The sequence below is a fragment of the Planctomycetaceae bacterium genome (genome assembly GCA_041398785.1).
Taxonomy (GTDB): Bacteria; Planctomycetota; Planctomycetia; order Planctomycetales; family Planctomycetaceae; genus JAWKUA01.
The window spans coordinates 1-23,528 of sequence record JAWKUA010000004.1 but is presented as its reverse complement, the minus strand read 5'-3'; the positions used below and the strand labels follow the sequence as shown (position 1 = coordinate 23,528).

Sequence of the window (23,528 nt, the reverse complement as noted above, 5' to 3'; positions counted from 1 at the left end):
CGGCAGCGGGTCGCATCACGGACTCACGCCAGCGGCAGCACCATCGACATCACAACGGTGACGCCCATACTAACCGCTGCCAGCACGAGAAGCAGCGGAGTCCACGTCTTCAGCGCTTCGGTTTCCGTCAGTCCGCTCATTTTGGCGAAAACCCAGAATCCGCTGTCGTTCATCCACGACCCAACCAGCGACCCGGCTCCGATGGCGGTGGCGACGTAGACCGGGTTGTAGGGCAGCGTGACGCTGGCCAGCGTCGGCGCCAGCATCCCGGAAACGACAATCATCGCCGTCGTGCTGGATCCCTGAGCAATCTTCAGCAGCGCTGCAATGCCGAAGCCGAGAAACAGGTAGAAGGTCCCTCCGGAGCCGGATTCCACCGTGAACATGCCTTCGATCGCGGGTCCGATCTGAGCAACCGCCAGCATCGCGCCGAATGCTCCCCCTGCGGCCGTGATCAGAATGATGGCTCCACCGCTCATCAGGGCATCCTCGACCGATCGCGCCATCCGTTCCAGAGTCGGTTTCCTCTGCTGCATGTACACAAAAATTGCCGCCGCCGTCGCCAGAAGCAGTGCCAGGTTCGCGTCGCCGATCAGTGACGTCCATTCACTCAGCTTTCGCAGCGACGTATCCCACACGTGAGGCGTGAGCGCCGTCGGAAATGTCACTTCCAGCAGCAGTCGATTCATGCGTTCGATTACGACGGGCTTGGTTCGCGATCCAAGTTCTGAATGCAGCATGTAAAATGACTTCAGACGTCGGGCCACCGCGGTGTCGGCATCGTCCGCCGATGCGTCACCGTCGGCGGGTTTCAGGACGGCGTCCACCTTCCATTCGGGAATCGCAACATCCTGAAACTTCTCCGGCGAAAAGTTTTCGATCTGCCAGCAGCCGATTCATCCCTTTCACGATCTCCGCCTGCTGTTCTTCCGAAGGAGCTGCCGGAACGGACTCGACGCCGACTTTCTGAAGTTGATCGGCGATGTAATTGCCGGCGGTGGAATTGTTGATCCCGTCGGAAAGCGCCGCCCAGTCGGTGATTTCCGTGGTTCGCAGCATTCCCGGCCGGCCGGAATCCGCCATCGTGGTGATCACCGTGTTGCAGGAAATCATCAGCACGGGCAACAAAATCGGCAGCAGGGACACAAACAGTGTGGGAAGCTGGGAATCTTCGAGCGGTTCCGGTTCGGGCTGCGTTCCCGTCTGACGCATGGGAATGTTGTATCGCCGGTCCAGCAGGCTGGCGGCAACGATGCCCGCAAAGGCAGCCGGCAGAGCCACCATCGACCCGATCAGTATCATCCAACCGATATCGATTCCCAGCGTCGCGGCCATGATCAGCGGTCCGGGAGTCGGGGGCACCAGCGTGTGCGTAATCGCTCCTCCGGCCGAAATCGCAAGGATGTACAGCACGTAATTCTTCTTCGTCTTGCGAAACAAAGATCGAGCCAGCGGCACCAGCAGATAGAACACCGTGTCGAAGAACACGGGCACGGCTAGGACGAAGCCACTTCCCATCAGCGCGAAGGAGGCTCGTTTTTCGCCCAGAGCCCGCAGAAACGCCCGCACGATCCGGTCCGCGGCACCACTGTCCATCATGCACTGGCCAATGACCGCCGCCAGAGCGATCACGATTCCGATGGAGCCGGCCAAACTTCCGAACGCGTCAGCAACGCGTTTGATTTTGTCTTCAACCGCACCGGGAGCAAGCAGGCTGACGACAATGGCCGCCGAAATCAGCGCAATGAAGGCGTTGATCCGCAGGAAGATGATCATTCCCAGAACAACGGCGATGCCGATCGTCAGAATCAGAAGTGGGTCCAGCATTCGAAGAGCTTTCTATTTCGCGTATTCCACCGTTCTGGTTTCGCGCAGAACAGTGACTTTGATTTCTCCGGGATAGGTCAGTGACTGCTCGATGGCGTCCGCGATGTCCCGGCTCATTTTTCTTGCCTGGCGATCGTTGACTCGTCCGGAATCCAGAATGACGCGAATTTCCCGTCCCGCCTGAACGGCAAACGCCTGTTCCACACCGGGGAACCCGCAGGCCAGGGCTTCCAGTTCCTCCAGCCGTCGCACGTACTTTTCCAGAGTCTCGCGGCGTGCGCCCGGTCGGGCAGCGGAGATCGCGTCGGCAGCGGCGACCAGCACCGTGTAGATGTGGTCCGGGCGAATGTCATCATGGTGACCGGCAGCGGCGTGAACGACCTCTTCACATTCGTTGTACCGCTTCAGCAGTTCCGCGCCGACTGCGGGATGTCCGCCTTCCATTTCGTGATCGGCCGCTTTTCCGATGTCGTGCAGAAATCCGCAGCGGCGGGCAAGCGTACCGTCCAGCCCGAGCTGTTCGGCCAGCATTCCCGTCAGATAGGCAACTTCGATGCTGTGCTGTCGAACGTTCTGGCTGTAGCTGACGCGGAAGTGCAGCCGTCCCATCAGGTCGACGATCTTCGCGTGAAGGCCGCGAATGCCGGCTTCTTCACAGGCTTCCATTCCCAGCCGTCGAATGTGCTCTTCCATCTCCTTCTGAGTCTCCGCGACGATTTCTTCGATGCGGGAGGGATGGATGCGTCCGTCCTGAATCAGCTTGGCGAGCGCCAGTTTGCCGATCTCCCGGCGGACATTGTCAAACGCGGAGATGATGACGACCCCCGGAGTATCGTCCACGATGACGTCGACGCCGGTCGCCTTTTCGAACGCGCGAATGTTACGGCCTTCGCGGCCGATGATCCGGCCCTTCATGTCGTCACTGGGAATGTCGACGGTCGAGACCGTGGTTTCCGAAACGTGCGCGGAGGCGTACCGCTGCACGGCCATGCCGATGATTTCGCGGGCCTGGCGATCGCATTCCGCCTTCACTTCGGCTTCGTGCTTCATGATCAGACCGCCGACGTCGTCAGCAAGTTCTCGTTCGACCCGCGTAAGCAATTGTTCGCGAGCCTGATCGCGGCTGAGTCCGCTGATCTTGTACAACTGCTCCTGCTCTTCCTGCAGCAGGCGATTCAGTTCCTTCTCACGAGCCTCCATGGCCTTGGCGCGTTCGGTGAGCTTGACCTGCGTGGTCTGCAGCATCTGCTCCTTCTTGCGAATATCGCTGTGCTGTTCCTTCAGACGCGCTTCACGCTTGTCAACTTCGCGTTCCTGCTGCCGGACTCCCTCCTTCAGTTCGTCAAGCTTCTGATCCAGTTGTTCACGTCGTCTGAGCAATTCTTCCTTGAGCGAAATCTCCTGGTCTCTGCGAAAATTCTCCGCGTCGCGTTCGGCCTGCTGCAGAATCTCGTCCCGGCTCTTGTAGGCGCTTCCCTTCAAAAAGCGATCGAGAAAGAATCCCAGAGCCAGTCCGACGACGCCGGTTACAATCCCGGCGATGTACGGCTCCATTGAAGCGTCCTGTAAAAAGACGGCTCCTGCCGGCCAGTCGTTGGCAACAGTAAACTCACATCGCAGCAATAGAACCGCAGTGGTCGCCGACAGAAAACTGACGACGCGATACGATGGCCGAGAAAGCGAACCAAATCGATCGCCGCGCTGAGTACGGAGCGCGCGCCGTCTGCACTGACGGTGGCGCATGGGGATGAGTCAGCATGGCCCTGACAATCAACGAACGACCGCACGGTTCGTCTGTCGAAATCAGTCGTTCTCCGCACGAGTGACTGCCAACCGGAACCACAGCCCGGAGTGACAGAACAAGACGGCGACTGAAGCAGGCGAGCAGCAGGGTCAGCAAAGACAGGGTCAGCAGGAAAGAAAACATCACGTACAGCAGGGAAGCGATTGAGGAACTTGGTCGCAAACTCAAACGGAACACCGCGATCGGGTATTCTGCGCCTTATGGTTTACGGCAGGATCCGAAGACCTGATCTTTCATCCAGCCACTTTGGCAGCCACAGCCGCCGGATGGCAACGGGCAGATGCTACCAAAGCCGCTGTCAGGTTCAACCGGACAGCGAGAACCAGCGATCATCTGTCCATCCTTCTGCGGAATGGAGCCTCACGGCCGGTGAATCGACTGTCGATCGGCAACGGTGATGCATCCTGTTCCTGACCAAATCAGCTGTCGTCTTTTCCTGACTTCGCTGCACATAACGGGCAGACACACTCCTGGACCATCCATCCGACGATTTCGCCGCTCAGTTGCGAAGCGGTTTCAAACACTGCGGTGTCGACACGCACAGCCGCGCCATTGTGGCCGTGTCCGGCGGAGCGGACAGTGTCGCTCTGCTGCACGGAATTTTGGAACTGGGCGATGTCGTCTCACCGCCGCGGCTGATGGTTGCTCACGTCAATCACGGACTGCGCGGCGTTGAATCCGACGGCGACGCAGCGTTTGTCGCGGCACTCGCGGAGAAACATCACCTGCCATTCGAACGACACACCGTTGATGCCGGCAGGCTCGCGGACGAATCCGCAACGACCGTGGAAGAAGCGGCCCGCAACGCCCGGTACGATTTCTTCGCCCAAATCTCCGGCCAGCGAAAATGCGACGTGGTCGTCACCGCACATCACGCGGACGATCAGGCCGAGACTGTTCTGCACCACATCCTTCGCGGCACCGGATTGCGGGGACTGAGCGGCATGCAGTACCGCCGTCCTCTGGCCGATGGTGTGACTCTGATTCGACCGATGCTTCGAATCAACCGCGCGGAAATTCTTGCGTATCTAAACGCCCGACGACTCGGTTACCGCACGGATCAGACAAACGCCGACGCTGCATTCACACGCAACCGAATTCGCGAACGTCTGCTGCCGATGCTGGCCGAAGAGTTCAATCCGCAGGTCGCGAAGAACCTGGTGTCGCTGGCGTCGCAAAGTGAGCAGATACTCGAATGCCTGGATGCTCTGGCGGACGGAATTCTCGCCGACGCGACGCTCGATCAGCAGCCGGACGCCGTTCGGCTCAGTCGCAGCGTGCTGACGTCATGGCCGGCGCCCGTCATTTGCCACACACTGACGATTCTGTGGCAGCGCATGAACTGGCCACGGCAAAAAATGACGCGTTCGCACTGGCAATCGCTGGCGGAGTCCATTGAAAGCAGCAGCGGCGGCACTCGCGATCTTCCCGCCGGAATCCGCTTCGAGAGTTCGGACGACGTGGTCCGGCTGCTGAAACAGCGGACTTGACTGCATTCGATTCGCAAAAAAAAGGAGTGCCATCGAAATCGAGGGCACTCCTATGGCTTCTTCAGGAAACGACGCCGTCGCTACGCTTCGGACGAGACTCCGGCCGCCACTTCGGCGGCGGTTGCCTGGTCCTCAGTCAGCGTCTTTGCCTTGTACCCGCCTTGCGCCTTGAAATACAGGATCAGCAGCAGATACAGAACTGCCATTGTTGCGGGAACGTAGGAGGTGAGCCTGAGCGCCATGCGCCCACCGTGCAGACCGGCTTCGGTGACCTGTTCCTTGTCGGTCGCCGCAAATTGCCTGGCATCGTTCCACCACTCATTCAGCTTCTGATTGTTCTCGCTGGTTTCGCCCGACGCAGCGATCAGCTCAGTGGCACGGGCAAGTTCCTTTCCGTCGTCTCCCAGCACGCCGACCTTGGCACCATCCAGCCCAACGACCTTGAAGCCGATGAACGAATTCTCTTCCGGCGCTTTATAGCGTTCGTAGATTTCGGCGGATTTTTCCTTCAATGACGCGGTAGCGTAGTAGTCCTGCTTGAACCCGATGCCTGGTCCGCCCAGCAATCCGGCTGAAAGCATCCCCACGCCGCCGATCGCTCCAATCGTAATGGCGCCGCCCTTTGGAAACTGCTCGGATACCACGGCCAGCATCGTCGGCCAGAAAAACGTCTTTCCGCACGCGTAGACGGTGGCTGCAACAACGCACAGAGCAACGGTTGTCGCCGATCCCAGCAACTGCAGCCCCGCGAAACCCAGCAACGCACTGAAAAACAGCAGTCCCAGCGGCGAGATGCGATGCACGATCGGGCCCGCGAAGAACCGGAGTGCGAACATGAGTCCCGATGTGTAGACAAAGAGCAGCAGTCCCTTCTGAGGTGATTCCATAATCGCGCCGGTGATCTTGGCGATCCACGAGTCCGTTCCCAGTTCCACGTAGCCGACCATCGCGTGGATGATCAGAAGCACGATCATCAGCGGAGCGGCCAGTTGAGCGAACATCTGGCCGTAGCTGACTCCTGCGTCACCAGCCTCAGATTTTGGAAATCGCTGCCCAAGCACCATCAGTCCGTAGAGGACTACGGGTACCAGGAACAACGCAATTTGAATCTGCCGGCAACCGGCTTTGCGTTGTCCGGATTCATGAAGTAGGAAGCCAGCCCCCCGACAATCAAACCGCCCGGCCAGCCAGCGTGCAGAATGTTCAGATAGTGGGTCTTCTGCTGAGGAAACAGGGCGGCGACCAGCGGATTCACGACGGCTTCACAAATTCCATTGCCGATCGCAAACAAGAACATGCCCCAGTACAGACACTGAAACGCGGCATCTTTCCCGCCGGATGCAAAGGCCGCTCCGGCGGCCAGCGTCAGCGCAGCGGACAAGAGATGCGTCAGCAGTGCGGTGCCCATCAGTTTTCCATATCCCACCGCGTCGGCAATGAAGGAACTCAACAGAATGATGATGCCAAATCCGGTCAGACCGCCACCGGTAATCGCTCCGAGTTCCGTCATCGTGAAGCCATACTGTTCGGCCCACTGTCCGAGAATGCCGGCCCGGATGGAAAATCCGACTCCTGCGGCCAGAATTGCCATGAAGCCTGCCCACAACAGTCGCTTTGCGTTCGGCGCTGCTGCCTGAAGTTCGCCGTCACTCATTCGAAGGTGTCTCCCGTCTTTGTGTCGTTATGACGGAACCGAAGCGCACCGCGAAGGTTCCGGGATATCAGGAATCGATCGGATCATTTCCAGCGCGCTCACTCGTTGAGCCGCTCAGGACAAGGCGGGCAAGTCTAATCACAGCCACGAGCGGATGCCACAGAGCGGGGCTCCGGTCAGCCCGGGACGGAATCGCTGTGTTCCGCGGTCGTCACCGCGGCACGTTCAAGGGCGAGTGGTGATCCTGAACCTGCGCCGCTGCCAGCATCGACTGGCAAGCGCGGATATGCAGGAGCCGCGGCCTCACCGCGAATGCCCGTTTTTGCGACGAACAACGCGCATGAGTTCAAACGCGGACGCGGGAGTCGCTCAGTCGGCACAGGGAGCGACGTCACCGCCATCCATCGACGACCGCACAGGCCCGAAATGCCGCAGGCAATGTCGAATCAGCTTGCCGCTGACTTTGTCGCTCAGGGCGTGGCACATCTCGATGAAGCAGTCGACGGCGCGGTCTTCGTTCAGTTCGTGTGCTGTGAATTCGGAAAGCACTTCCTGACGCAGCAGAGTCACCTTGTCCAGAAGCTCCTGCAGGACCGCGTAGTCGTCCGGGTTCTCGCCGTCGACGCCCAACTGGTCGCGTTCCAGTTGCAGCAGGTTTCTGATGTAGCGATCCAGCCGGTGCTCCTGACTCCGCGTGCGCCGTCGAATCCACCACCGCCGGACAAACCAGACAGCGACGACGATCGATACCAGAAACGAACGCAGCCCTTCGGTGCCTTCCACGAAATCCGGATTCACCAGCGGCTTCAGGTCGGGGTAATAGATGTGAGACGCTCCCGCATGCATCGTGAATTCCGGGCTGTCGGTCGCATAGGGGATTCCGTCGCCGAACAGCTCGGTCAGGTGCTGCTGCCGCTGAAAACGCGGGTCGAGCACGATGGAAGTAACTTCTTCCACCAGCCGGACGGGAGCCCTGCAATTGGCCAGCAGTTGAGCCCGCAGCGCCACAGTTTCGAAATCGCGCTCGGGCATGGGATCGGGACGGATGCGAAAGTAGCCCGCCGGCACCGTCACTCTCTGCAGCGAAATGTGCTTGTCGGCGAACGCATCGACAAACGGCACGTCCAGCGGTCGGGCGACCCGGCGGGTAAACAGCTCCTGCAGAATCGGAGCCTGCAGTCCGCAGCAGACGATCGCCACATGAACGGTTCCGTCGCGAATCTGCCGCGGAAGGTCGTCGTAGGGCACGCTGATTACATCGATGGTGTCGTCGTTCGCTCCCAGATGATCCAGCAGCAACTGCGTCATCGCGAAGTCACCGGACAGCCGGTCATTGCTGGACCAGATTGTTCCGGACAGCGACTGCAGCTCATGCTCCGGGTGATCGAAGGCCGCCAGCGGAAGCAGGTATTCCGCATACAGGTTGCTGACGAAAAAGGCCGGTTCGGATTCCGGACGATCGTCCGGCGGACCTTCCAGAACAGTACGGGTTTCCGGCTGATAGAAGCCCAGGTCGACGGTGCCGTCGTCCAGCAGATGCAGGTTCTCCAGCGATCCCTTCGTCTGCCGTACTTCCACCGCCAGGCCCAGGCGAGATTCCAACTCCCCGGCCAGAGCATTCGCCAGACGATCGTACCGGCCTCCCGAAGGACCACCGGCGATAATGACCCGACCCGGCAACCGTGTCTGAAACCAGTAGGTCCAGACGATCAGCAGCATCGCTGCGCACAACAACAGCGGCAGCCACGGCAATCGCTGCAAACCGGAAACAGAACGTGTTGCAAAGTCACGACGCAGAGCCCCGCTGTTCACGAAACGCCACCTTTCCACTGCCGGGAACAAGTCCGGACGTAACGATAACAGTGAGCAAACAGGTGGTCATCCGTGAGTCATGAATTCCCCTTCGAGTAAATCCGATCAGCGGAAACCGGCGTCAAAATCCCGGCCTACAGTTCATTCAGTTGAGTTGCCGCCCCCGTACCGCTTTCCCCGCCGACTCACTCCGGCCGCCTTCCAGCCTTTCGAGTCCGCATCATGTCTCTCAACGAGTCGCTCGGCGCTCCGCAGCGGTGCCGAATTCTCGTCATGGACGACGAACCACTGGTTCGCGAAGCAATCGCCATGCTTCTGAAGTCCATGCAGTACGACGTGCTGGACGCAGCGACCGGGGAGGAAGCGCTGCAGATCCTGCGGGAATTGCCGCCGACCGATCCTCCGCTGCTGCTGATCGCTCTGCTGGATCTGACGGTTCTTCATGGGCAGGGGGGACACGAAATCATCGACCCGCTGCGACAGGAATTCCCCGACGTCAAAGCCGTGGTCATGACCGGCCGGCAGGACGACCCGCTGGTCGCGAATTTCGAGGAACACGGCTTCGTGGCAGTGCTGTCCAAGCCGTTTCAGGCAAAGGACCTCAGCGAACTGATCCAGCGACTGTGCGACATGCCCTGACGGCGCCGTCCGCCGCAGAACGCAAAATGTCACAGAACAGCGGGCGTGCGGTTTGCCATTTCCACACACGACGGTCACCATTCGAACCCGGCACGACCGGCGCCGGCCGGTCGCGGGATGTCGCTTCGCTTTCGGATTCGTGATCGGTGATTCAGGATCGGACGTTCAAACTTGTCACGCTGGGCTGCAAAGTCAACCAGTACGAAACTCAGCTTGTGCGCGAGGCGTTTCGTTCAAACGGCTACCGTGAAGCGGAAGACGCCGATCGCGCGGATCTGTGTGTCGTCAATACGTGCACGGTGACAAACACCGGTGATTCCAAGTCGCGTCAGGTGATCCGGCGACTGGCACGGGACAATCCCGGCACGAAAACAATCGTGATGGGCTGCTATGCAACTCGCGATCCGCAGTCCGTCAGCGAATTGCCGAATGTCATCGAAGTCGTGACGGACAAGCGCGAACTGCCGGACGTGCTCGGGCGGTTCGGAATCGTCGACATGCCCGGCGGGATCAGTGAGTTCGATGGCCATCACCGCGCCTTTGTGAAGGTCCAGGACGGCTGCATCCTGAAATGTTCGTACTGCATCATTCCCACTGTGCGCCCGGGACTGCGCAGCCGTCAGCCAGGCGACATCGAGGACGAAGTCCGCAGACTGATCGACAACGGATACCGCGAAATCGTGCTGAGCGGAATCCACGTCGGACATTACGGAATCGACACCAACAACCTGCCGCCCGGCGCGAAGCCGCATCGGCTGTGGGATCTGTTTCGCCGACTGGACTCCATCCCAGGCGATTGGCGAATGCGACTGTCCAGCATTGAAACGGTGGAGGTCCACGACGATTTCATCAAAGCCGCCGCTGACTGCGGGAGACTTTGCCCGCAGTTCCATCCGGCATTGCAAAGCGGGTCGAACACGGTTCTGCAGCGAATGAGACGGCGTTACCGCGTCCAGCGATTTCTGGATCGGCTGGAACAGATCCGCGAGACTCTCGGCGGCGACCCGGCGTTCACGACCGACGTCATCGTGGGCTTTCCCGGCGAAAGTGATGCAGAATTTCAGGACACAATCGACACCTGTCGTCGAGCCCGGTTCATGAAGGTCCACGTGTTTCCGTTCAGCCGCCGTGAAGGGACTCCCGCGACCGATTTCGAGAATCAGGTTCCGCCGGAGGTGATCCGGCAGCGAGTGCATCGCCTGAGTGAGCTGGAACGTGACCTGGCGCTAAATTTCTATAACAGTCGCGTCGCGTCGCAGGCCACTCTGGAAGTTCTGGTTGAACGTTCCGCCGACGATCATTCTGGTTATGTGCGAGGAACGGATCGCTGGTACATGCCCGTGGAGCTTCGCGGAACACGGCACGAGGCGGGGCAGTTTGTGTCCTGCGTTGCTGATTCAGCAAGCCGAGACGGAGTGCTGGCGACTCGCGTCACGGTCGATTCGGAGAGCGATTCCTGCGGCAGCATGCCCGAGGATCGCAACACTGTCGCCTCGTTCCCACAACCACGCTGAGCCTTCGCCACATGACTTTGCTTATCGCCATTGAAGGAATTGACGGAGCCGGCAAGGGAACTCAGTCTCGGCGACTGACAGAGCGACTGTACGCGGTCGGCAGGTCTGCCACCTGCATTCAGTTTCCTCGGTATACCGATACGCACTTCGGCGCAGCGATCGGCGATTATCTGAACGGACGGTTCGGTTTGCTGAATGAGGTTCATCCGCAGCTCGCCGCGGTGCTTTACGCTGGTGATCGGTATGAATCGAAGAATTTGCTGCTGGAATCAATGGCCTCACACGATGTCGTTGTGCTGGACCGGTTCGTCGGTTCCAACCTCGCGCATCAGGCTGCCAAACTGCAGGGTGAGGATCGCACGCGGTTGTTGGCGTGGATTGAAACGATCGAACATGACGTCTTTCAACTTCCACGTCCGGCGCTGAACATTCTGATCGACATTTCTGCAGGCTGGAGTCGTACGCTCGTCGGTCGAAAAGGGCAGCGCGATTACACCGACGCGCAAGCTGACATTCATGAATCAGATTTGACGTATCTTGAAGACGTCCGCCAATGTTACGTCAGCCTCGCTGCCAGCCGGGACGATTGGTGTGTTGTTAACAGCCTGAGCGACGATGGGCAGCTCCGCGGCGTGGATGAGATCGCGGACGAGATCTTCGGCAAAGCAGCGGCCCTGCTGTAGCCGGCCGGCTGTGCCCCCGCGCGACGCCGGCTACTCCTCAAGTGTCGTATAGTCAGCGAACGGCGACTGCACTGGTTTGTCCGATGTGTACCGATGAGCCGTCATCCATGCGAATTGGCGTTGCTCCGGATTCGCCGGATCCGGTTCCGGCAAAGGTTCGCCATCTGCCTCAATCCACGCGGTGCGGACAACACGGACCGGATTCTTGGACTTCGGGATCAGCTGATAATCAGACCCGCGGGTCAGCAGCAGCCAGCTGTTTTCACGGAAACCGGACTGCATTCGATTGCGAGCCGCGCTGGTGAGCACAGCTTTCTGCTGCGAACTCAGCTGTTCATCGTTCCGGATTTTCTGCACCAGTTTCTGAGTTTCTGAGACGTCGTAGCTCACCCAGCCGTATGGCGGCAGAAACGCTTCCAGCTTGCAATGCGAAGGTGAATTCTTCGGAAACAGCGACAGGCCATACGTGACTTGTGCCGGGTAACCCAGCATCCGTCCCATGGTTGCACACAAACCGTGATAGTCACTGCAGTGTCCTCGCCGTTCCGCTAAGGCGTGATTCGCATCCGCCGACAGCGAGGCGTGAACGTGGTCATAGGTCATATTCTGATCGACCCAGTTCATGACGTTCCGGAGCTCGTTTCCGGGTTCTGTTCGTTCCGGAACGATACTCTGCAGCAGCGTCTGCAACTGCTGCTCATCGTCCACAGGCTGCGGACGGCGATAGGGATCAAAACGATCCGGCCAGCGGGTGGGCCGCGTCGTCTTTTCCGCATCCAGATTCCATTCCAGAGTCCAGACTTTCGCCTGAAATTGGTGCCGGATGATCTGCGCGCCCTGCGGATGGTCGAAGTGAAAGTACGCGAAGCGATTGTTGTAGATCGGTTCGTTGCCAATCTGTGCGGCGGTCTCAACGGGAAACGTGCTGAACTGACTGTTGGCAATTTCCTGTGCCTGATCCGATTGAGGAACGGGAATCCACACATCCAGGCTTTGACAGTGATACGGCGGCGTCACGATGACGACGAATTCGACATCATGCTCAAGCGGATCGCTTCTGACGGCTGAATACGGCTGGCTCGGCGACAAATCTTCCGTGTCTGATCCATCGTCGGCCGCCGCGGCAGTGACAGCAGCCGCCAGCGCGGCGCAGGCCAGAAATCGTGGGAAACGACGCGGCAACATGACTCTGACTCCGGAATTGGCGGGCAGTCACCGAAGCGACGCCGCTGGCTCTTGCGTGTTCCCGCTGAGCGTACCCGAGCGGCGCGGGGTGTCAAACAACCGGCTTCCACAACTGTCCGACGCCGCGCAGTTGCTGATCTTCTGGCGGACCGTTTCAAGCTGCCTGGCAGTTTCAGGCAGCCGGTGCCTGCCGAGTGCTTTCGTTGTCGGAGGCCGCCTCGTCAGCGGCGGCGACTTCGGCAGAATCTACTTTGGGCTCGACTGCCGGGGCGGTGCGGCCCAATGTCTGAAAATCCGGCATGTCCTGAATGCGTCCGAGGCCGAGCATATCCAGAAACTGCCGCGTCGTTTCATACAGGAATGGCCGGCCGAGCGAATCGTCTTCCCCACCAACTCGAACCAAACCGCGATCGATCAGTTGCCGGATCAGATCTGACGACTGCACGCCTCGAATGCTTTCCACATCGGCGCGCGTCACCGGCTGCCGGTAGGCAATGATCGTCAGCGTTTCCATCGCCGGCTGAGACAGCTTCATGCGCGCCTGACGGTGATGCAATCGATCCAGCCACGCGGCAAGTGCGGGACGGGTCATCATTTGAAATCCCGTGCCCGTCGGTTCAATGCGAAACGCGGAACGTGATCGATCGTAGCTGGTATTGAGCCGTTCGATCAGTTGATGAACTTCCTTCACGTCAACCAGCCGCGCGAGTTGAACCAGTTTCCTGGCCGACACGGGAGTTCCGGCGATCAGCAGCGTCGCTTCCAGCCGAGCCAGTCTCGTCGAACGAATGAGCGTGCCGTCGTCAAGCAGCAGAGAATCGTCCAGCGACGTACGAAGCTGAAACGCCGGGCCGCTTCGCAACCATGATCGCGACACTTCCGTTTTGTCGCCGTCCGGTGAGCCGACGGACCGCAGGTCGCGGTGCCTGCCGCTGCGTTCTGCGTTGAAGGGGGTCAGTGAATTCATTGCCGTTTCACCGGACGTCGCCGGGGAAGGAACAGATTACTTCGAATCTTCCCACGGCAGTTCCTGTTCGGGCTGCGCGCGGACCGTATCCGCGGCCGGCGAAGCACCCTGAAACTCGCGAACCTGCCGGATCACATCGTCCATGGCGGCGGTTTCGGAGGACGCGATGGATTCGAAGCGATAGCTGATGATTCCGTCGCCCGCCGGGAAGAAGGCTGCAAAACCAACTGACCGGGAACTTCCGGGGTTGAACCACATCGTGCGACTGGCACCCATCCGGCTCAGTTCCGTGAACCGCTGCTGCTGGTCGACGGGGGAGTTTTCCGGAACTCGCAGGGTCGCAGCGGTCTGGCGATTCCCAAAGTCCTGTCGCAGGGCGGTTGGCTGATCGGAAAACGCGGAACCGCCCCTGGTTTCGAAATCATCACGTCTGCCCGAATTCTGCAGGAATCCGCCGTTTTCATCGGCAGAATTCAAACTGTCGAAATCCAGATCGCCGAAATCATCAAGGGCGTCGCCCATTGAAGCGGCGGACAGATCGTCGCTGGTGACTCCGCTGCCACGCTCCGCCGGACGAAGGATGGCGATCAGGGGCACTACGATCAGCGGCAGCACCATAATGAAGTTTGTCAGCGGCCCACCGCGTGAGGAATCCATTCCAGAATCCGGCATTGAAGCACAGGGAGGGAGAATCCTTCTCCAATCAGCAGATATTGCCGGATTCTAGAATTGACGTAAGAATGCGGCAATCGCAGTTTTCGACATCGTAAACCGTAGTCGCCGTCAGTCTGACCCGGCGGCACACGAAATGACAGATCCACGGAGAATTCCCATGATATTCCGCCTGCGGCAGACGGCCGTTTGCATTCTGGCCGGCCTGGCCTTCACCGGCACGACTCAGGCCGACGAAGCTGCTGACGCCAAAGAACATCCGCTGACACCGGCAATTCGATACGCCACGGAATGCATGGCAAAGGTGGATTCCCTCCCCGGCTACGAAGCCACGTTTTTCAAACGCGAAGTTGTCGGCTCAACCCTGGTTTCTCAGAAGCTGCGGATCAAAATCCGACACGAACCGTTCAGTGTCTATCTGTACTTCGAAACTCCCAATGAAGGGCGTGAAGTCATCTACGTGGATGGCAGTAACAGCGGAAATCTGCTGGTCCACGAAGCCGGACTTGCCGGACTGATCGGGACACTGGAATTGGCACCGGGCAGCCCGACAGCCATGAACGAAAACCGTTACCCCGTCACCATGGCGGGAATCAGCAAGGCCGTGCAGGCCGTGATCGACCAGTGGGAAGAAGAGACCAAATACGCCGAATGCGAAGTCAAGTATTTCAAGGACGCCAAGCTCGGCACCATGAAGTGCCGTGTCGTGGAATCCAGCCACCCGGAGCCTCGCAAGCAATTCAAGTTCCACAAGACTCGCCTGTGGGTGGATGAGGCGACCGGCTACCCCGTGCGAATCCAGCAGTTCGCCTTTCCGAAGAAAGCCGGAGCCGAACCGCCGGTTGTCGAAGACTACACGTTTACCGATATCAAGACCGACGTGAAGCTGACAGACGTTGACTTCGACACAAAGAATCCGAAATACAATTTCTAACCGGACATCCCGGTACGTGAATTCCCCGAAGCCCGGCTCTTCTGACGGAGAGTCCGGGCTTCTTGCTTTTCCGTTTGCTTCAGGAACCACCGACGTGCTGGTTGAATGCTCGCCCGCGAAAACTCGCCAACTGTTGATGGCACGAAAGAAGGAAGGAGCCACCGTTGGCGTCGTCCCCACGATGGGGGCACTGCATCAGGGACACCTGAACCTGATTGACGCGGCGGCGACCGACTGCGACTTTGTCGTTGCGACCATCTTTGTCAACCCGACACAATTCGGTCCGAACGAAGACTTCAAACGCTACCCCCGGACACTGCAATCGGACCTGCAGCTCTGCGAAAAGGCCGGCGCTGATCTCGTATTCACACCCGACACCGCTGACATGTACTCGTCCGACGCCGCCACGTCGGTTCACGTCAGTCGGTTGACCGAAGTTCTGGAAGGTGCTCTACGGCCCGGACACTTCGATGGCGTGACCACCGTCGTCGCCAAGTTGTTCAACATCACGGTACCGGACAAGGCGTTCTTCGGTCAGAAGGACTACCAGCAGCAACTGATCGTTCGCCGGATGATCGCCGATCTGAACTGGGGCATTGAAATTGTCACGTGCCCGACCGTGCGGGAAAGTGACGGTCTGGCGATGAGCAGCCGAAATCGGTACCTGTCGGCCGATCAGCGACAACAGGCGCTGGTGCTGTCCCGCAGCCTGGAACTTGCCGAAATGCTGGCGGCTGAATGCGGGAACCTTCCGAACGACATCGCGGCTAAAATGCAGCAATTGGTTCAGGAATCTCACGGAGTGCAACTGGACTATGCCGTGGTTGTGGACTGCGAAACTCTGCAGACACTGTCGCACCGACCGTCGCAGGCTGTCGCCCTGATCGCCGCAAAGCTGGGGACCACACGGCTGATCGACAACGCAATTCTGCGGTTCACCTGATCGCAGCCCACGGCTACAGTTCCGGTGACCGGACACTCCGGTTGAGAAATCACGTCATGCCAGCCGCCCGGTTTGGACCAAACGTCCGGGACTGGAATTCTTCCCGATGCGAAAAGTCCTTCTAAGAATCGTCTTCGATCAATACTGGCAGATGGAATCCGTCGGCAACGAGCTGCTCGTCGGCGCGGGATGGGTGCTTGCCGCGTGGACGCTGATCGCGGTCGTCGGACTCGCCGTCCTGTGGAAGCTGACTCGCGATTCCGGTCAGGTGCTTTCATCGCTGCTGTTCTGGGCCATCATTCCGACGGCTATCGTCATGATTCCCGTGCTGGGGTTGCCGCTGGCAAAGTCCGGTGTCCCGCTGTTCGGCTATGGCCTCATGCTGTTCGTCGGCTTCGCGTCAGGAACGCTGCTGGCAACACGACGGGCACGGCAGGTGGGACTTGATCCGAACGTCGTGTGGGATCTGACGATGTGGCTGCTGATTCCCGGAATCATCGGAGCTCGCGTGATCTACCTGCTGCAGAACTGGCAGCGCGTTGTCGGCGGCAAAGCAGGAATGGACGCTGTCCTGGCGACCGTAAACCTTACGGACGGCGGAATCGTGTTCTATGGCTGCGTGATCGGCGGGGTGATCGGTGCGATCACCTTCTGCCGGCGCCGAAACATCCGCATTCTGCAGTTGGGCGATGTCGTGATTCCGTCGCTGATGCTGGGCCTTGGCTTCGGACGAATCGGATGTTTCCTTTACGGATGCTGCTTCGGCGGACCATGTTCTCTGCCGTGGGCCGTCCGGTTTCCTCCCGACAGCCTGACGTTTCAGAAACTGGTGGAACGCGGCACGATTCCGCCCGACGCGGCCGCGACGATTCCGCTGCACCCGACGCAGATCTACAGCTCCATCCTGGCGTTTTCCCTGGCGGCGTTCCTGACTTGGTATTTCCGTCATCGACCGTTTGAAGGAGCCGTGCTGGCTCTGGGCTGCACGATTTACCCGATCAATCGCTTCGTGCTGGAAGTAATCCGCGATGACGAACCCGCGCGGATGGGCACGGGCCTGACGTTCTCGCAACTGATGAGCATCGGGATCTTCCTGACCGGCTGCGGGATGCTGATCTGGCTCAGCCACCGTCACCGCGGCGAACACTCCGCTGCCGGAGCCACGAAAGCCGGCGCAGGGTAAGCAGCCTCCCGACACGTCGCGGACTACCGTTCTGAAAACTCAGCCGATGGCGTGGCTCCGAAGACTTCGATGGGAACGGCGGTATCCGGCACCAGTCCGACCGTCTTCGCTCTCCCGGAAAGTTCCGTCAGCGCCTGCCGGCCGACGCTGCCCAGATCCACCGTCCAGTCGTTGACGTACAAATCCACGTGCTGCATCAAGACACCGTCGTCGAATTCCTGAGCGTACTTTCTCATCGTGGGCAGCGCGGCGTCACGATCCGCCAGGGCCAACTGCAGCGAATCGTGAATCACCGCCTGGACGGTTGCGATCGTTTCCGGTGACAGACGCCGCTGAGCAACGATGCCTCCCAGCGGAAGAGGGCAGTGCGTCTCAGCCTCCCAGCGCGTACCCAGGTCTTCCACCAGCCCAAGCCCCTGCTGTTGCCACGTAAAGCGTCCTTCGTGAATGCAAACACCGAAATCCGCTTCGCCGCGTCGCAGCATCGGCATGATGTCGGAGAAAACAACATGCCGAACACAAGTCGTCTGCGGATGAAACAACTCGAACAGCAACGCCGCTGTTGTGTGCTTTCCGGGACACAGGGTTGTTTGCGTCTTGTCCGTCGGTCTGGCGTCGGGCAGCGAAGACAGCAGCAACGGACCAACTCCGAATCCCAGAGCCGCCCCGCTCGGCAGCACCACAGTCCGATCCGACAACAGCAGCGCCGCGTGAAAACTGGTCTTGGCGACATCAAAGTCATCAGCGAACAGCCGGTCGTTCAATTCCTGAATGTCCAGCAATTCCACTTCAAAATTCAGGCCCCGCCAGTCAACGGCGCGCGTCAGCAGCCCGTGAAACGCAAACGTGTCGTTCGGACACGTGGAGATTCCAAGTCGAATGGTGTGGGACATGAAAGGTTTTCCTGGAATCAGCCGCAGTGTGTGTTTTCGATGACAACCGTCGCGGCGGACTGAAGGGCTGCGTTGGTTTTCCAGTGAGTCTTGTCGCGATCGCCCGCCTGGTTGGAGATTCCTCGAATAATCTGCAGCGGAATTTCCGCCATCCGGCAGGCGACGGCGACGCCGAAGCCTTCCATGTCTTCCGCAGCGGCACGCGGAAACTTTTCGCGCCGGCGCCGGAGGTCTTCCGCGTTCGCTGAGGCCGCGCAGGCGGTCAGCAGCAGTCGGTCAGCCGATGCTGAAACATTGCTGAGTTCCAGGAGATCGCCAATCCCGGAGTCGGTGCAATCCGTTTCCTTAATCGAAAAGCTGCCGTCGACGCGCCAGTGCCGCCAGCCCATTTCGCCCGCCGTGATGAACTCATCGCCCGAGCCTGCACCGATGCCGTAGCAACCGACGCGGCTGAAGTTGAATGCCTCGCCGACCGCAAGCTCTTCGTCGAACGTGCCTGCGGTTCCAGTCAGAATCACACGTTCCGGACGATGTCTTTCCACAAGCATCGCCGTGCGCGCCGCCGCCGCCGCAATCCCGAAGCCGCACAGTTCGATCCTCCACCGATCATCCGAGGTGGTCGGTTGCAGCAGAGGCTCCATGACGGCTCGTTCGCCGGCAGTGGGGATCAGAATGAGATTGGGCACGATTGCCATTTCCAGCAACAGTCGGTGCAATGCGACCCGCTTTCGAACTGAAGCAGGCCAACGTCGGCAGAATAACCGTTGAACGCCTCGTCCGACCAACAACTCATCAGGCAATCGCTTGACGGAGACGACAGCGCCTTCGACGAGCTTGTCACGCGCTACCAGGACCGGCTGGTTCACAGCCTGGAATTCGCGCTGGGTTCGCGCGACGATGCGCTGGAAGCCGCGCAGCAGGCATTCATTTCCGCATGGCGGCGACTGGCGACGTTTCGTCACGAAGCGGAGTTCTATTCCTGGCTGTACCGCATCGCGATGAACGCAGCCATCAGTCGTCGTCGAAAGCAGCGGATCGAAACAACGTCGCTGGAGTCCCTCGAAGAAGCGTCGGGCGCATCACCCGCGGATCCAAATCCCGCCGCCGACCCGGCTCATCCGATGTCCAGCGAGGAACGTGTCCGCATCGTTCGACAGGCGCTGCAGGAGGTCGCGGAAGAATTTCGACAGCCGCTGATCATGAAGGAGATGGACGGATTCTCGTACGAACAGATCGCGTCGATCCTGGAGATTCCGCTGGGTACCGTCCGCAGCCGCATTTTTCGTGCTCGCCAGGAACTCACCGAACGCCTGAAGCGTGTGCTGGGTGATGATCGCTGAACCGCAGTTCGCGCACTGCGCGAATTCGCGCGCATGCTGACCCGATGTGCGTTTTCGCGCGGCGGGAGGCCGAATCCGCCCATAAGTCTATGCAGTCGCGTGCGACCGCGCGACAGGCACGCGAGTTGCTTTCGACAGGTCTTGTCGGGCTTTGTCGAATTCTGCCGGGTCCCGAACATCGCAGACACGACCGGTCGCACGGTTCGTCCGCCCCGGCAGGAGCAGAGTTCCCGGAAAACAGGAGCAGCCGAGATGATTGAACTGCAGCGAATTCTGGTGGCCACAGACTTCAGTGAACACAGCGACAACGCGGTCCGCTACGCTGCGGAGTTCGCGAAGGTCTTTGGATCGGAGCTTCACCTGCTGCACGTGGCCGAACGCGTTCCGATCATGTACGGAGAAGGCGGCGCAGTGACTCCGGAAATCGAATCCGAAGCGATCACCCGTGCGCAGGGCATGCTGAACGACCTTCTGGCTGATTCCGTGAACCTGAAGGTTGAACGCAGTGTCGTACCGGGACATCCGTTCGTGGAAATCTGCCGCTACGCAAAGGATCACGACATCGACCTGATCGTGATCGGCACGCACGGTCGCGGAGCGTTCGCTCATCTGCTGATGGGCAGCGTCGCGGAACGCGTCGTCCGGAAAGCAAAGTGCCCGGTGATGACGGTTCGTGAAGGCGAACATGAATTCGTCATGCCGTAGGGCGACTCGACGTTGTCTGGACCGAATTGCCGCAGCACCGTTGCGACACGCATTGTCGTCAACGCAGGTATCGCTGCGCATCCGATGCCGCAGCGCAAACCGCAGACTCGCTTCTTGAAACGGCGGGTGAATCAGCAGCCGGCATCCGGGCCGGGTTGGTTGACGAGTGCCAGGTGAGTCGTGAAGCTGACCGCGCCGTCACGGCATTTCCCGAAAGGAACCGCCGATGACAGGCGCAATCTATTTCGACTCACCTTCACCAGGCATTGGCAGCCATGATTCCGACCGATTTCGCGCTTCGGGCTTCTGTTGTGAAGTCCGCCGTTTTCATCGCGGCAATCGTGTTACCGTTGCCGAAGTTGGCTGACGCCGACGAACCGACTTCCGCCGGTGCGGAAATCCTCATCGGCGGTTTGCTGCCAGAAGAAGGCGGCGACTGGAATTTCGAATCCGGACCGCTGACCAGCCCGTTCGGCGTCGATTTCAATCGCCAGGGCGACATGTTCATCGTGGAACTCGAAGGCGGGCGTGTGCATAAGCGGTCGCCGGACGGCACGCTGACTCACGTTTCCGGGGACGGCAGCCGCAGCTACAGGGGCGATGGAGGACCGTTCAGCGAAGCAACATTCAACGGCATGCACAACTGCGCGGTGACACCCGGCGGAGACCTGTACATCGCCGACAGTTGGAATCACTGTATTCGAAAGGTCGATGCCGAAACGGGCCGCATCTCGACGATCGCCGGCACGGGAGAAGCAGGATTCTCCGGCGACGGCGGACCCGCAACGGCCGCGGAGTTCGATTTCGTCATGTGTATCACGCTGAACCACAACAGTGATGTGCTGCACATGGCCGATTTGAACAACCACCGAATACGAGCGGTTGACCTGAAATCCGGCATCGTCGCAACAATCGCCGGCAATGGCGAAAAGGGCGTTCCGCAGGACGGTATGCAGGCCGTCGAAAGCCCGCTCGTCGATCCGCGAGCCGTCGCGGCGGATTCGCACGGCAGCGTCTATGTTCTGGAACGCGGCGGCAACGCTCTGCGTGTCGTCAAGCCCGACGGCACCATCCACACAGTCGCCGGAACCGGCCAGCAGGGTTACCGCGACGGTCAGGCGCTGCGGGCACAGTTCGATTCACCGAAACACATCTGCGTCGACGAACACGACAACGTCTACATTGCCGACGATCAAAACGCGGCGATTCGCAGATTCGATCCGCGGACAAACACTGTCTCGACGGTGCTGGGCCGCGGCCACGGCGACAAACGCATTCAACTGCTGCATCCTCACGGTGTTTGCCGGGAAGACGGTCGCTTGTATGTCGTGGATACCGGACACAATCGGGTTTTGCGTCTGCGGTAGGTGTTTGTCCTGGCAAAACTCAGCCGAAGACCGTGGGGCCGACGACATCCGCACGAGCGTCAGTTCTGAACGAATGTCGATGCCAACGTCGACGCGGACGTCTTCAGTTCTGCGCGACGAATTAACAATACAACACGGCCCCGCCGGGCCAGGGAACACAAGGCGTGAGCAAACACGAAGATCAAATCATCTCATTTCTGTCGGAACCGAACTACCGCCCCATCGACGCGAGTGCATTGTCGAAGAAGCTGCGAATCGGCAGAAAGGGCGTCGCGAAGTTTTTGGCGGTTGTCGACGAACTCGTTCAGTCCGGCCGAATTCGTGAAGGACGAAAGGGCCGCCTGCAACTGAAAACCGCGGAAGGATTCGTCACCGGAGTTGTCAAGAAAACCAGCAGTGGCGCCGCGTTTGTGATTCCGCACGAAACGTCGGCGGAGCTTCACGGCAGGGATGTGTACGTCGACGCTCGCGACCTGAAGGACGCTCACACCGGCGACGAAGTTCTGGTGCGACTCACCAGCAAACGCCGCTCCGGCGGACAGCGCTGCGGCACGGTCGAAAATGTGCTGGAACGCGCCAACAAGTTGTTCGTTGGCACCTATTACGAAAAGCGGGGCCAGGGCTACGTTCGAGTTGACGGAGACACGTTTCACAAGTCGATCCACGTCGGCGACCCGGGCGCGAAGGGAGCCAGGCCGGATGACAAAGTCGTCATCGAAATGCTGCGGTTTCCCGCCATCGACCAGGCCGGAGAAGCCGTGTTGACGGAAGTTCTCGGACAGCGCGGCGATCCGGGAGTCGACACGATGACCGTCGTCCACAGTCTGGGCCTTCCCTATGAATTCAGCGAAGCCGCTCTTGAAGATGCCCGCACGCAGGCGGACCAGTTCAATGAAAAGGACTTCGGCGAGCGGCTGGATCTGACGAATGAAAACATCGTCACGATTGATCCGGCGACCGCCCGGGATTTCGACGACGCGATCTCCCTGCGCCGGGACAAGCGCGGGCACTGGCAGCTTGGAGTGCATATCGCCGACGTCGCACATTTCGTCACGCAGGGCACCGCTTTGGACCGGGAAGGCCGCGATCGGGGAACCAGCGTGTACCTGCCCCGACACGTCATTCCAATGCTGCCCGAAATCATCAGCAACGGACTGGCCAGCCTGCAGGAAGGCCAGATCCGCTACACGAAAAGCGTGTTCATCGAATTCGACAAGCACGGTAAACCGCAGGGCGCGGAACTTGCCAACAGTGTCATCCGGGTTTCAAAGCGATTCGCCTACGAACAGGTGATGCCCATCATCAAATCGCCGAAGCAACATGCCACGGAGGTCGGCACCAAAGTCGTTCAACTGCTGCTGCGGATGCATGAACTGGCGATGCTGCTGCGGAAGAATCGGTTCGCGACCGGAGCCCTGCAGATGGGCATCCCGGAAATTGAAATCGACTTCGACGATGACGGTAACATCACCGGCGCTCATGAACGCCACCACGATGAAAGTCACGAGATCATTGAGGAATTCATGCTGGCGGCGAATGTCGCGGTCGCCCAGATTCTGGCGTCGAAGGACATTCCGTTTCTGCGGCGCGTCCACGGTTATCCGGACGAACTGCGGCTGAAGAACTTTCAGGAATTCTGCGCCGGCCTGGGTTACGACCTGCAGAAGTTTCAAAGCCGCCAGGAAATCCAAAAGGTCATTCACGATGTCCAGGGCAAACCGGAAGAACGAGCCATCAACTTCGCGCTGCTGCGTTCGATGAAGCAGGCCGAATACAGCCCCGAAGATTTCGGCCACTACGCGCTGAACGAAGAAGACTACAGCCACTTCACAAGTCCAATTCGCCGCTACCCGGACCTGACGATTCACCGTATCGTCGGCGACCTGGCAGCCGGACGGAAACCGAAACCGGACAAC

22 protein-coding genes are annotated in these 23,528 nt (G+C 59.6%); 11 read left to right on the top strand and 11 right to left on the bottom strand.

From position 1 onward, the window contains the following. Positions 1-23: 23 nt before the first annotated feature. Genes R3C19_05695 through rny form a run of 3 tightly spaced genes read right to left on the bottom strand, consistent with a single transcriptional unit; the run spans position 24 to position 3,381 of the window. A complete protein-coding gene (locus R3C19_05695; protein MEZ6059836.1) occupies positions 24-827 on the bottom strand; it encodes a hypothetical protein in 804 nt (267 codons plus the stop codon). After that, positions 796-1,827 (bottom strand): SLC13 family permease, encoded by a 1,032-nt coding sequence (locus R3C19_05690; protein ID MEZ6059835.1) that lies wholly within the window; start codon positions 1,825-1,827, stop codon positions 796-798. The genes R3C19_05695 and R3C19_05690 overlap by 32 nt, the downstream gene beginning before the upstream one ends. A 12-nt stretch (positions 1,828-1,839) precedes the next feature. After that, a complete protein-coding gene (gene rny / locus R3C19_05685; GenBank protein ID MEZ6059834.1) occupies positions 1,840-3,381 on the bottom strand; it encodes a ribonuclease Y in 1,542 nt (513 codons plus the stop codon). 753 nt (positions 3,382-4,134) lie between these two features. Between rny and tilS the strand changes: the two genes are divergently transcribed. After that, entirely contained in the window at positions 4,135-5,121 is a 987-nt protein-coding gene (gene tilS / locus R3C19_05680) for a tRNA lysidine(34) synthetase TilS (protein MEZ6059833.1), read from the top strand. Positions 5,122-5,201: 80 nt separating this feature from the next. Here tilS and R3C19_05675 read toward each other — a convergent pair whose 3' ends face one another. From R3C19_05675 to R3C19_05665, 3 genes are all read right to left on the bottom strand, one after another. Beyond that, complete coding sequence (locus R3C19_05675) at positions 5,202-6,218, bottom strand: hypothetical protein (GenBank protein MEZ6059832.1); 1,017 nt, start codon at positions 6,216-6,218, stop codon at positions 5,202-5,204. Beyond that, positions 6,200-6,775 (bottom strand): hypothetical protein, encoded by a 576-nt coding sequence (locus R3C19_05670; GenBank protein MEZ6059831.1) that lies wholly within the window; start codon positions 6,773-6,775, stop codon positions 6,200-6,202. The genes R3C19_05675 and R3C19_05670 overlap by 19 nt, the downstream gene beginning before the upstream one ends. A 369-nt stretch (positions 6,776-7,144) precedes the next feature. Then, a complete protein-coding gene (locus R3C19_05665; protein MEZ6059830.1) occupies positions 7,145-8,587 on the bottom strand; it encodes a TAXI family TRAP transporter solute-binding subunit in 1,443 nt (480 codons plus the stop codon). Between the two features lie 222 nt (positions 8,588-8,809). Here R3C19_05665 and R3C19_05660 point away from each other — a divergent pair, with 222 nt between their 5' ends. From R3C19_05660 to R3C19_05650, 3 genes are all read left to right on the top strand, one after another. Further along, the gene (locus R3C19_05660) at positions 8,810-9,226 is read left to right on the top strand and encodes a response regulator (protein ID MEZ6059829.1); all 417 of its coding nucleotides are present in this window, start codon (positions 8,810-8,812) and stop codon (positions 9,224-9,226) included. 146 nt (positions 9,227-9,372) lie between these two features. Next, the gene (mtaB, locus tag R3C19_05655; protein MEZ6059828.1) at positions 9,373-10,740 is read left to right on the top strand and encodes a tRNA (N(6)-L-threonylcarbamoyladenosine(37)-C(2))-methylthiotransferase MtaB; all 1,368 of its coding nucleotides are present in this window, start codon (positions 9,373-9,375) and stop codon (positions 10,738-10,740) included. Positions 10,741-10,751: 11 nt separating this feature from the next. Beyond that, positions 10,752-11,423, top strand: a complete 672-nt coding sequence (locus tag R3C19_05650) for a thymidylate kinase (GenBank protein MEZ6059827.1) — start codon at positions 10,752-10,754, stop codon at positions 11,421-11,423. A gap of 30 nt (positions 11,424-11,453) precedes the next feature. Here R3C19_05650 and R3C19_05645 read toward each other — a convergent pair whose 3' ends face one another. From R3C19_05645 to R3C19_05635, 3 genes are all read right to left on the bottom strand, one after another. Next, positions 11,454-12,608 (bottom strand): transglutaminase domain-containing protein, encoded by a 1,155-nt coding sequence (locus R3C19_05645; GenBank protein ID MEZ6059826.1) that lies wholly within the window; start codon positions 12,606-12,608, stop codon positions 11,454-11,456. Positions 12,609-12,780: 172 nt separating this feature from the next. Further along, positions 12,781-13,575 carry an SMC-Scp complex subunit ScpB gene (gene scpB, locus R3C19_05640; GenBank protein ID MEZ6059825.1) on the bottom strand — a complete coding sequence of 265 codons (795 nt, stop codon included), beginning with the start codon at positions 13,573-13,575 and terminating at the stop codon, positions 12,781-12,783. Between the two features lie 36 nt (positions 13,576-13,611). Next, positions 13,612-14,232 carry a hypothetical protein gene (locus tag R3C19_05635; GenBank protein MEZ6059824.1) on the bottom strand — a complete coding sequence of 207 codons (621 nt, stop codon included), beginning with the start codon at positions 14,230-14,232 and terminating at the stop codon, positions 13,612-13,614. Positions 14,233-14,407: 175 nt separating this feature from the next. Here R3C19_05635 and R3C19_05630 point away from each other — a divergent pair, with 175 nt between their 5' ends. From R3C19_05630 to R3C19_05620, 3 genes are all read left to right on the top strand, one after another. After that, on the top strand, positions 14,408-15,181 hold the full coding sequence (locus tag R3C19_05630; GenBank protein MEZ6059823.1) for a DUF1571 domain-containing protein: 774 nt from the start codon (positions 14,408-14,410) through the stop codon (positions 15,179-15,181). Positions 15,182-15,275: 94 nt separating this feature from the next. Next, positions 15,276-16,124 (top strand): pantoate--beta-alanine ligase, encoded by an 849-nt coding sequence (gene panC, locus R3C19_05625; protein ID MEZ6059822.1) that lies wholly within the window; start codon positions 15,276-15,278, stop codon positions 16,122-16,124. A 106-nt stretch (positions 16,125-16,230) separates the two neighbouring features. Beyond that, entirely contained in the window at positions 16,231-17,307 is a 1,077-nt protein-coding gene (locus tag R3C19_05620; GenBank protein MEZ6059821.1) for a prolipoprotein diacylglyceryl transferase, read from the top strand. A gap of 23 nt (positions 17,308-17,330) precedes the next feature. On the opposite strand, the gene R3C19_05615 is transcribed toward R3C19_05620, so the two are convergent. Together R3C19_05615 and mqnB are read right to left on the bottom strand one after the other, a co-directional pair. After that, positions 17,331-18,200 carry a 1,4-dihydroxy-6-naphthoate synthase gene (locus R3C19_05615; protein MEZ6059820.1) on the bottom strand — a complete coding sequence of 290 codons (870 nt, stop codon included), beginning with the start codon at positions 18,198-18,200 and terminating at the stop codon, positions 17,331-17,333. 17 nt (positions 18,201-18,217) lie between these two features. Then, positions 18,218-18,886, bottom strand: a complete 669-nt coding sequence (gene mqnB, locus R3C19_05610; protein ID MEZ6059819.1) for a futalosine hydrolase — start codon at positions 18,884-18,886, stop codon at positions 18,218-18,220. A 78-nt stretch (positions 18,887-18,964) separates the two neighbouring features. Between mqnB and R3C19_05605 the strand changes: the two genes are divergently transcribed. The 4 genes from R3C19_05605 to R3C19_05590 all read left to right on the top strand — a co-directional run. After that, entirely contained in the window at positions 18,965-19,540 is a 576-nt protein-coding gene (locus R3C19_05605) for a sigma-70 family RNA polymerase sigma factor (GenBank protein MEZ6059818.1), read from the top strand. 252 nt (positions 19,541-19,792) lie between these two features. After that, positions 19,793-20,245 (top strand): universal stress protein, encoded by a 453-nt coding sequence (locus tag R3C19_05600; protein MEZ6059817.1) that lies wholly within the window; start codon positions 19,793-19,795, stop codon positions 20,243-20,245. A gap of 275 nt (positions 20,246-20,520) precedes the next feature. After that, a complete protein-coding gene (locus R3C19_05595) occupies positions 20,521-21,612 on the top strand; it encodes a hypothetical protein (GenBank protein ID MEZ6059816.1) in 1,092 nt (363 codons plus the stop codon). 164 nt (positions 21,613-21,776) lie between these two features. Continuing rightward, positions 21,777-23,528 (top strand): VacB/RNase II family 3'-5' exoribonuclease (locus R3C19_05590; protein ID MEZ6059815.1); only part of this gene is annotated, 1,752 nt, incomplete at its 3' end.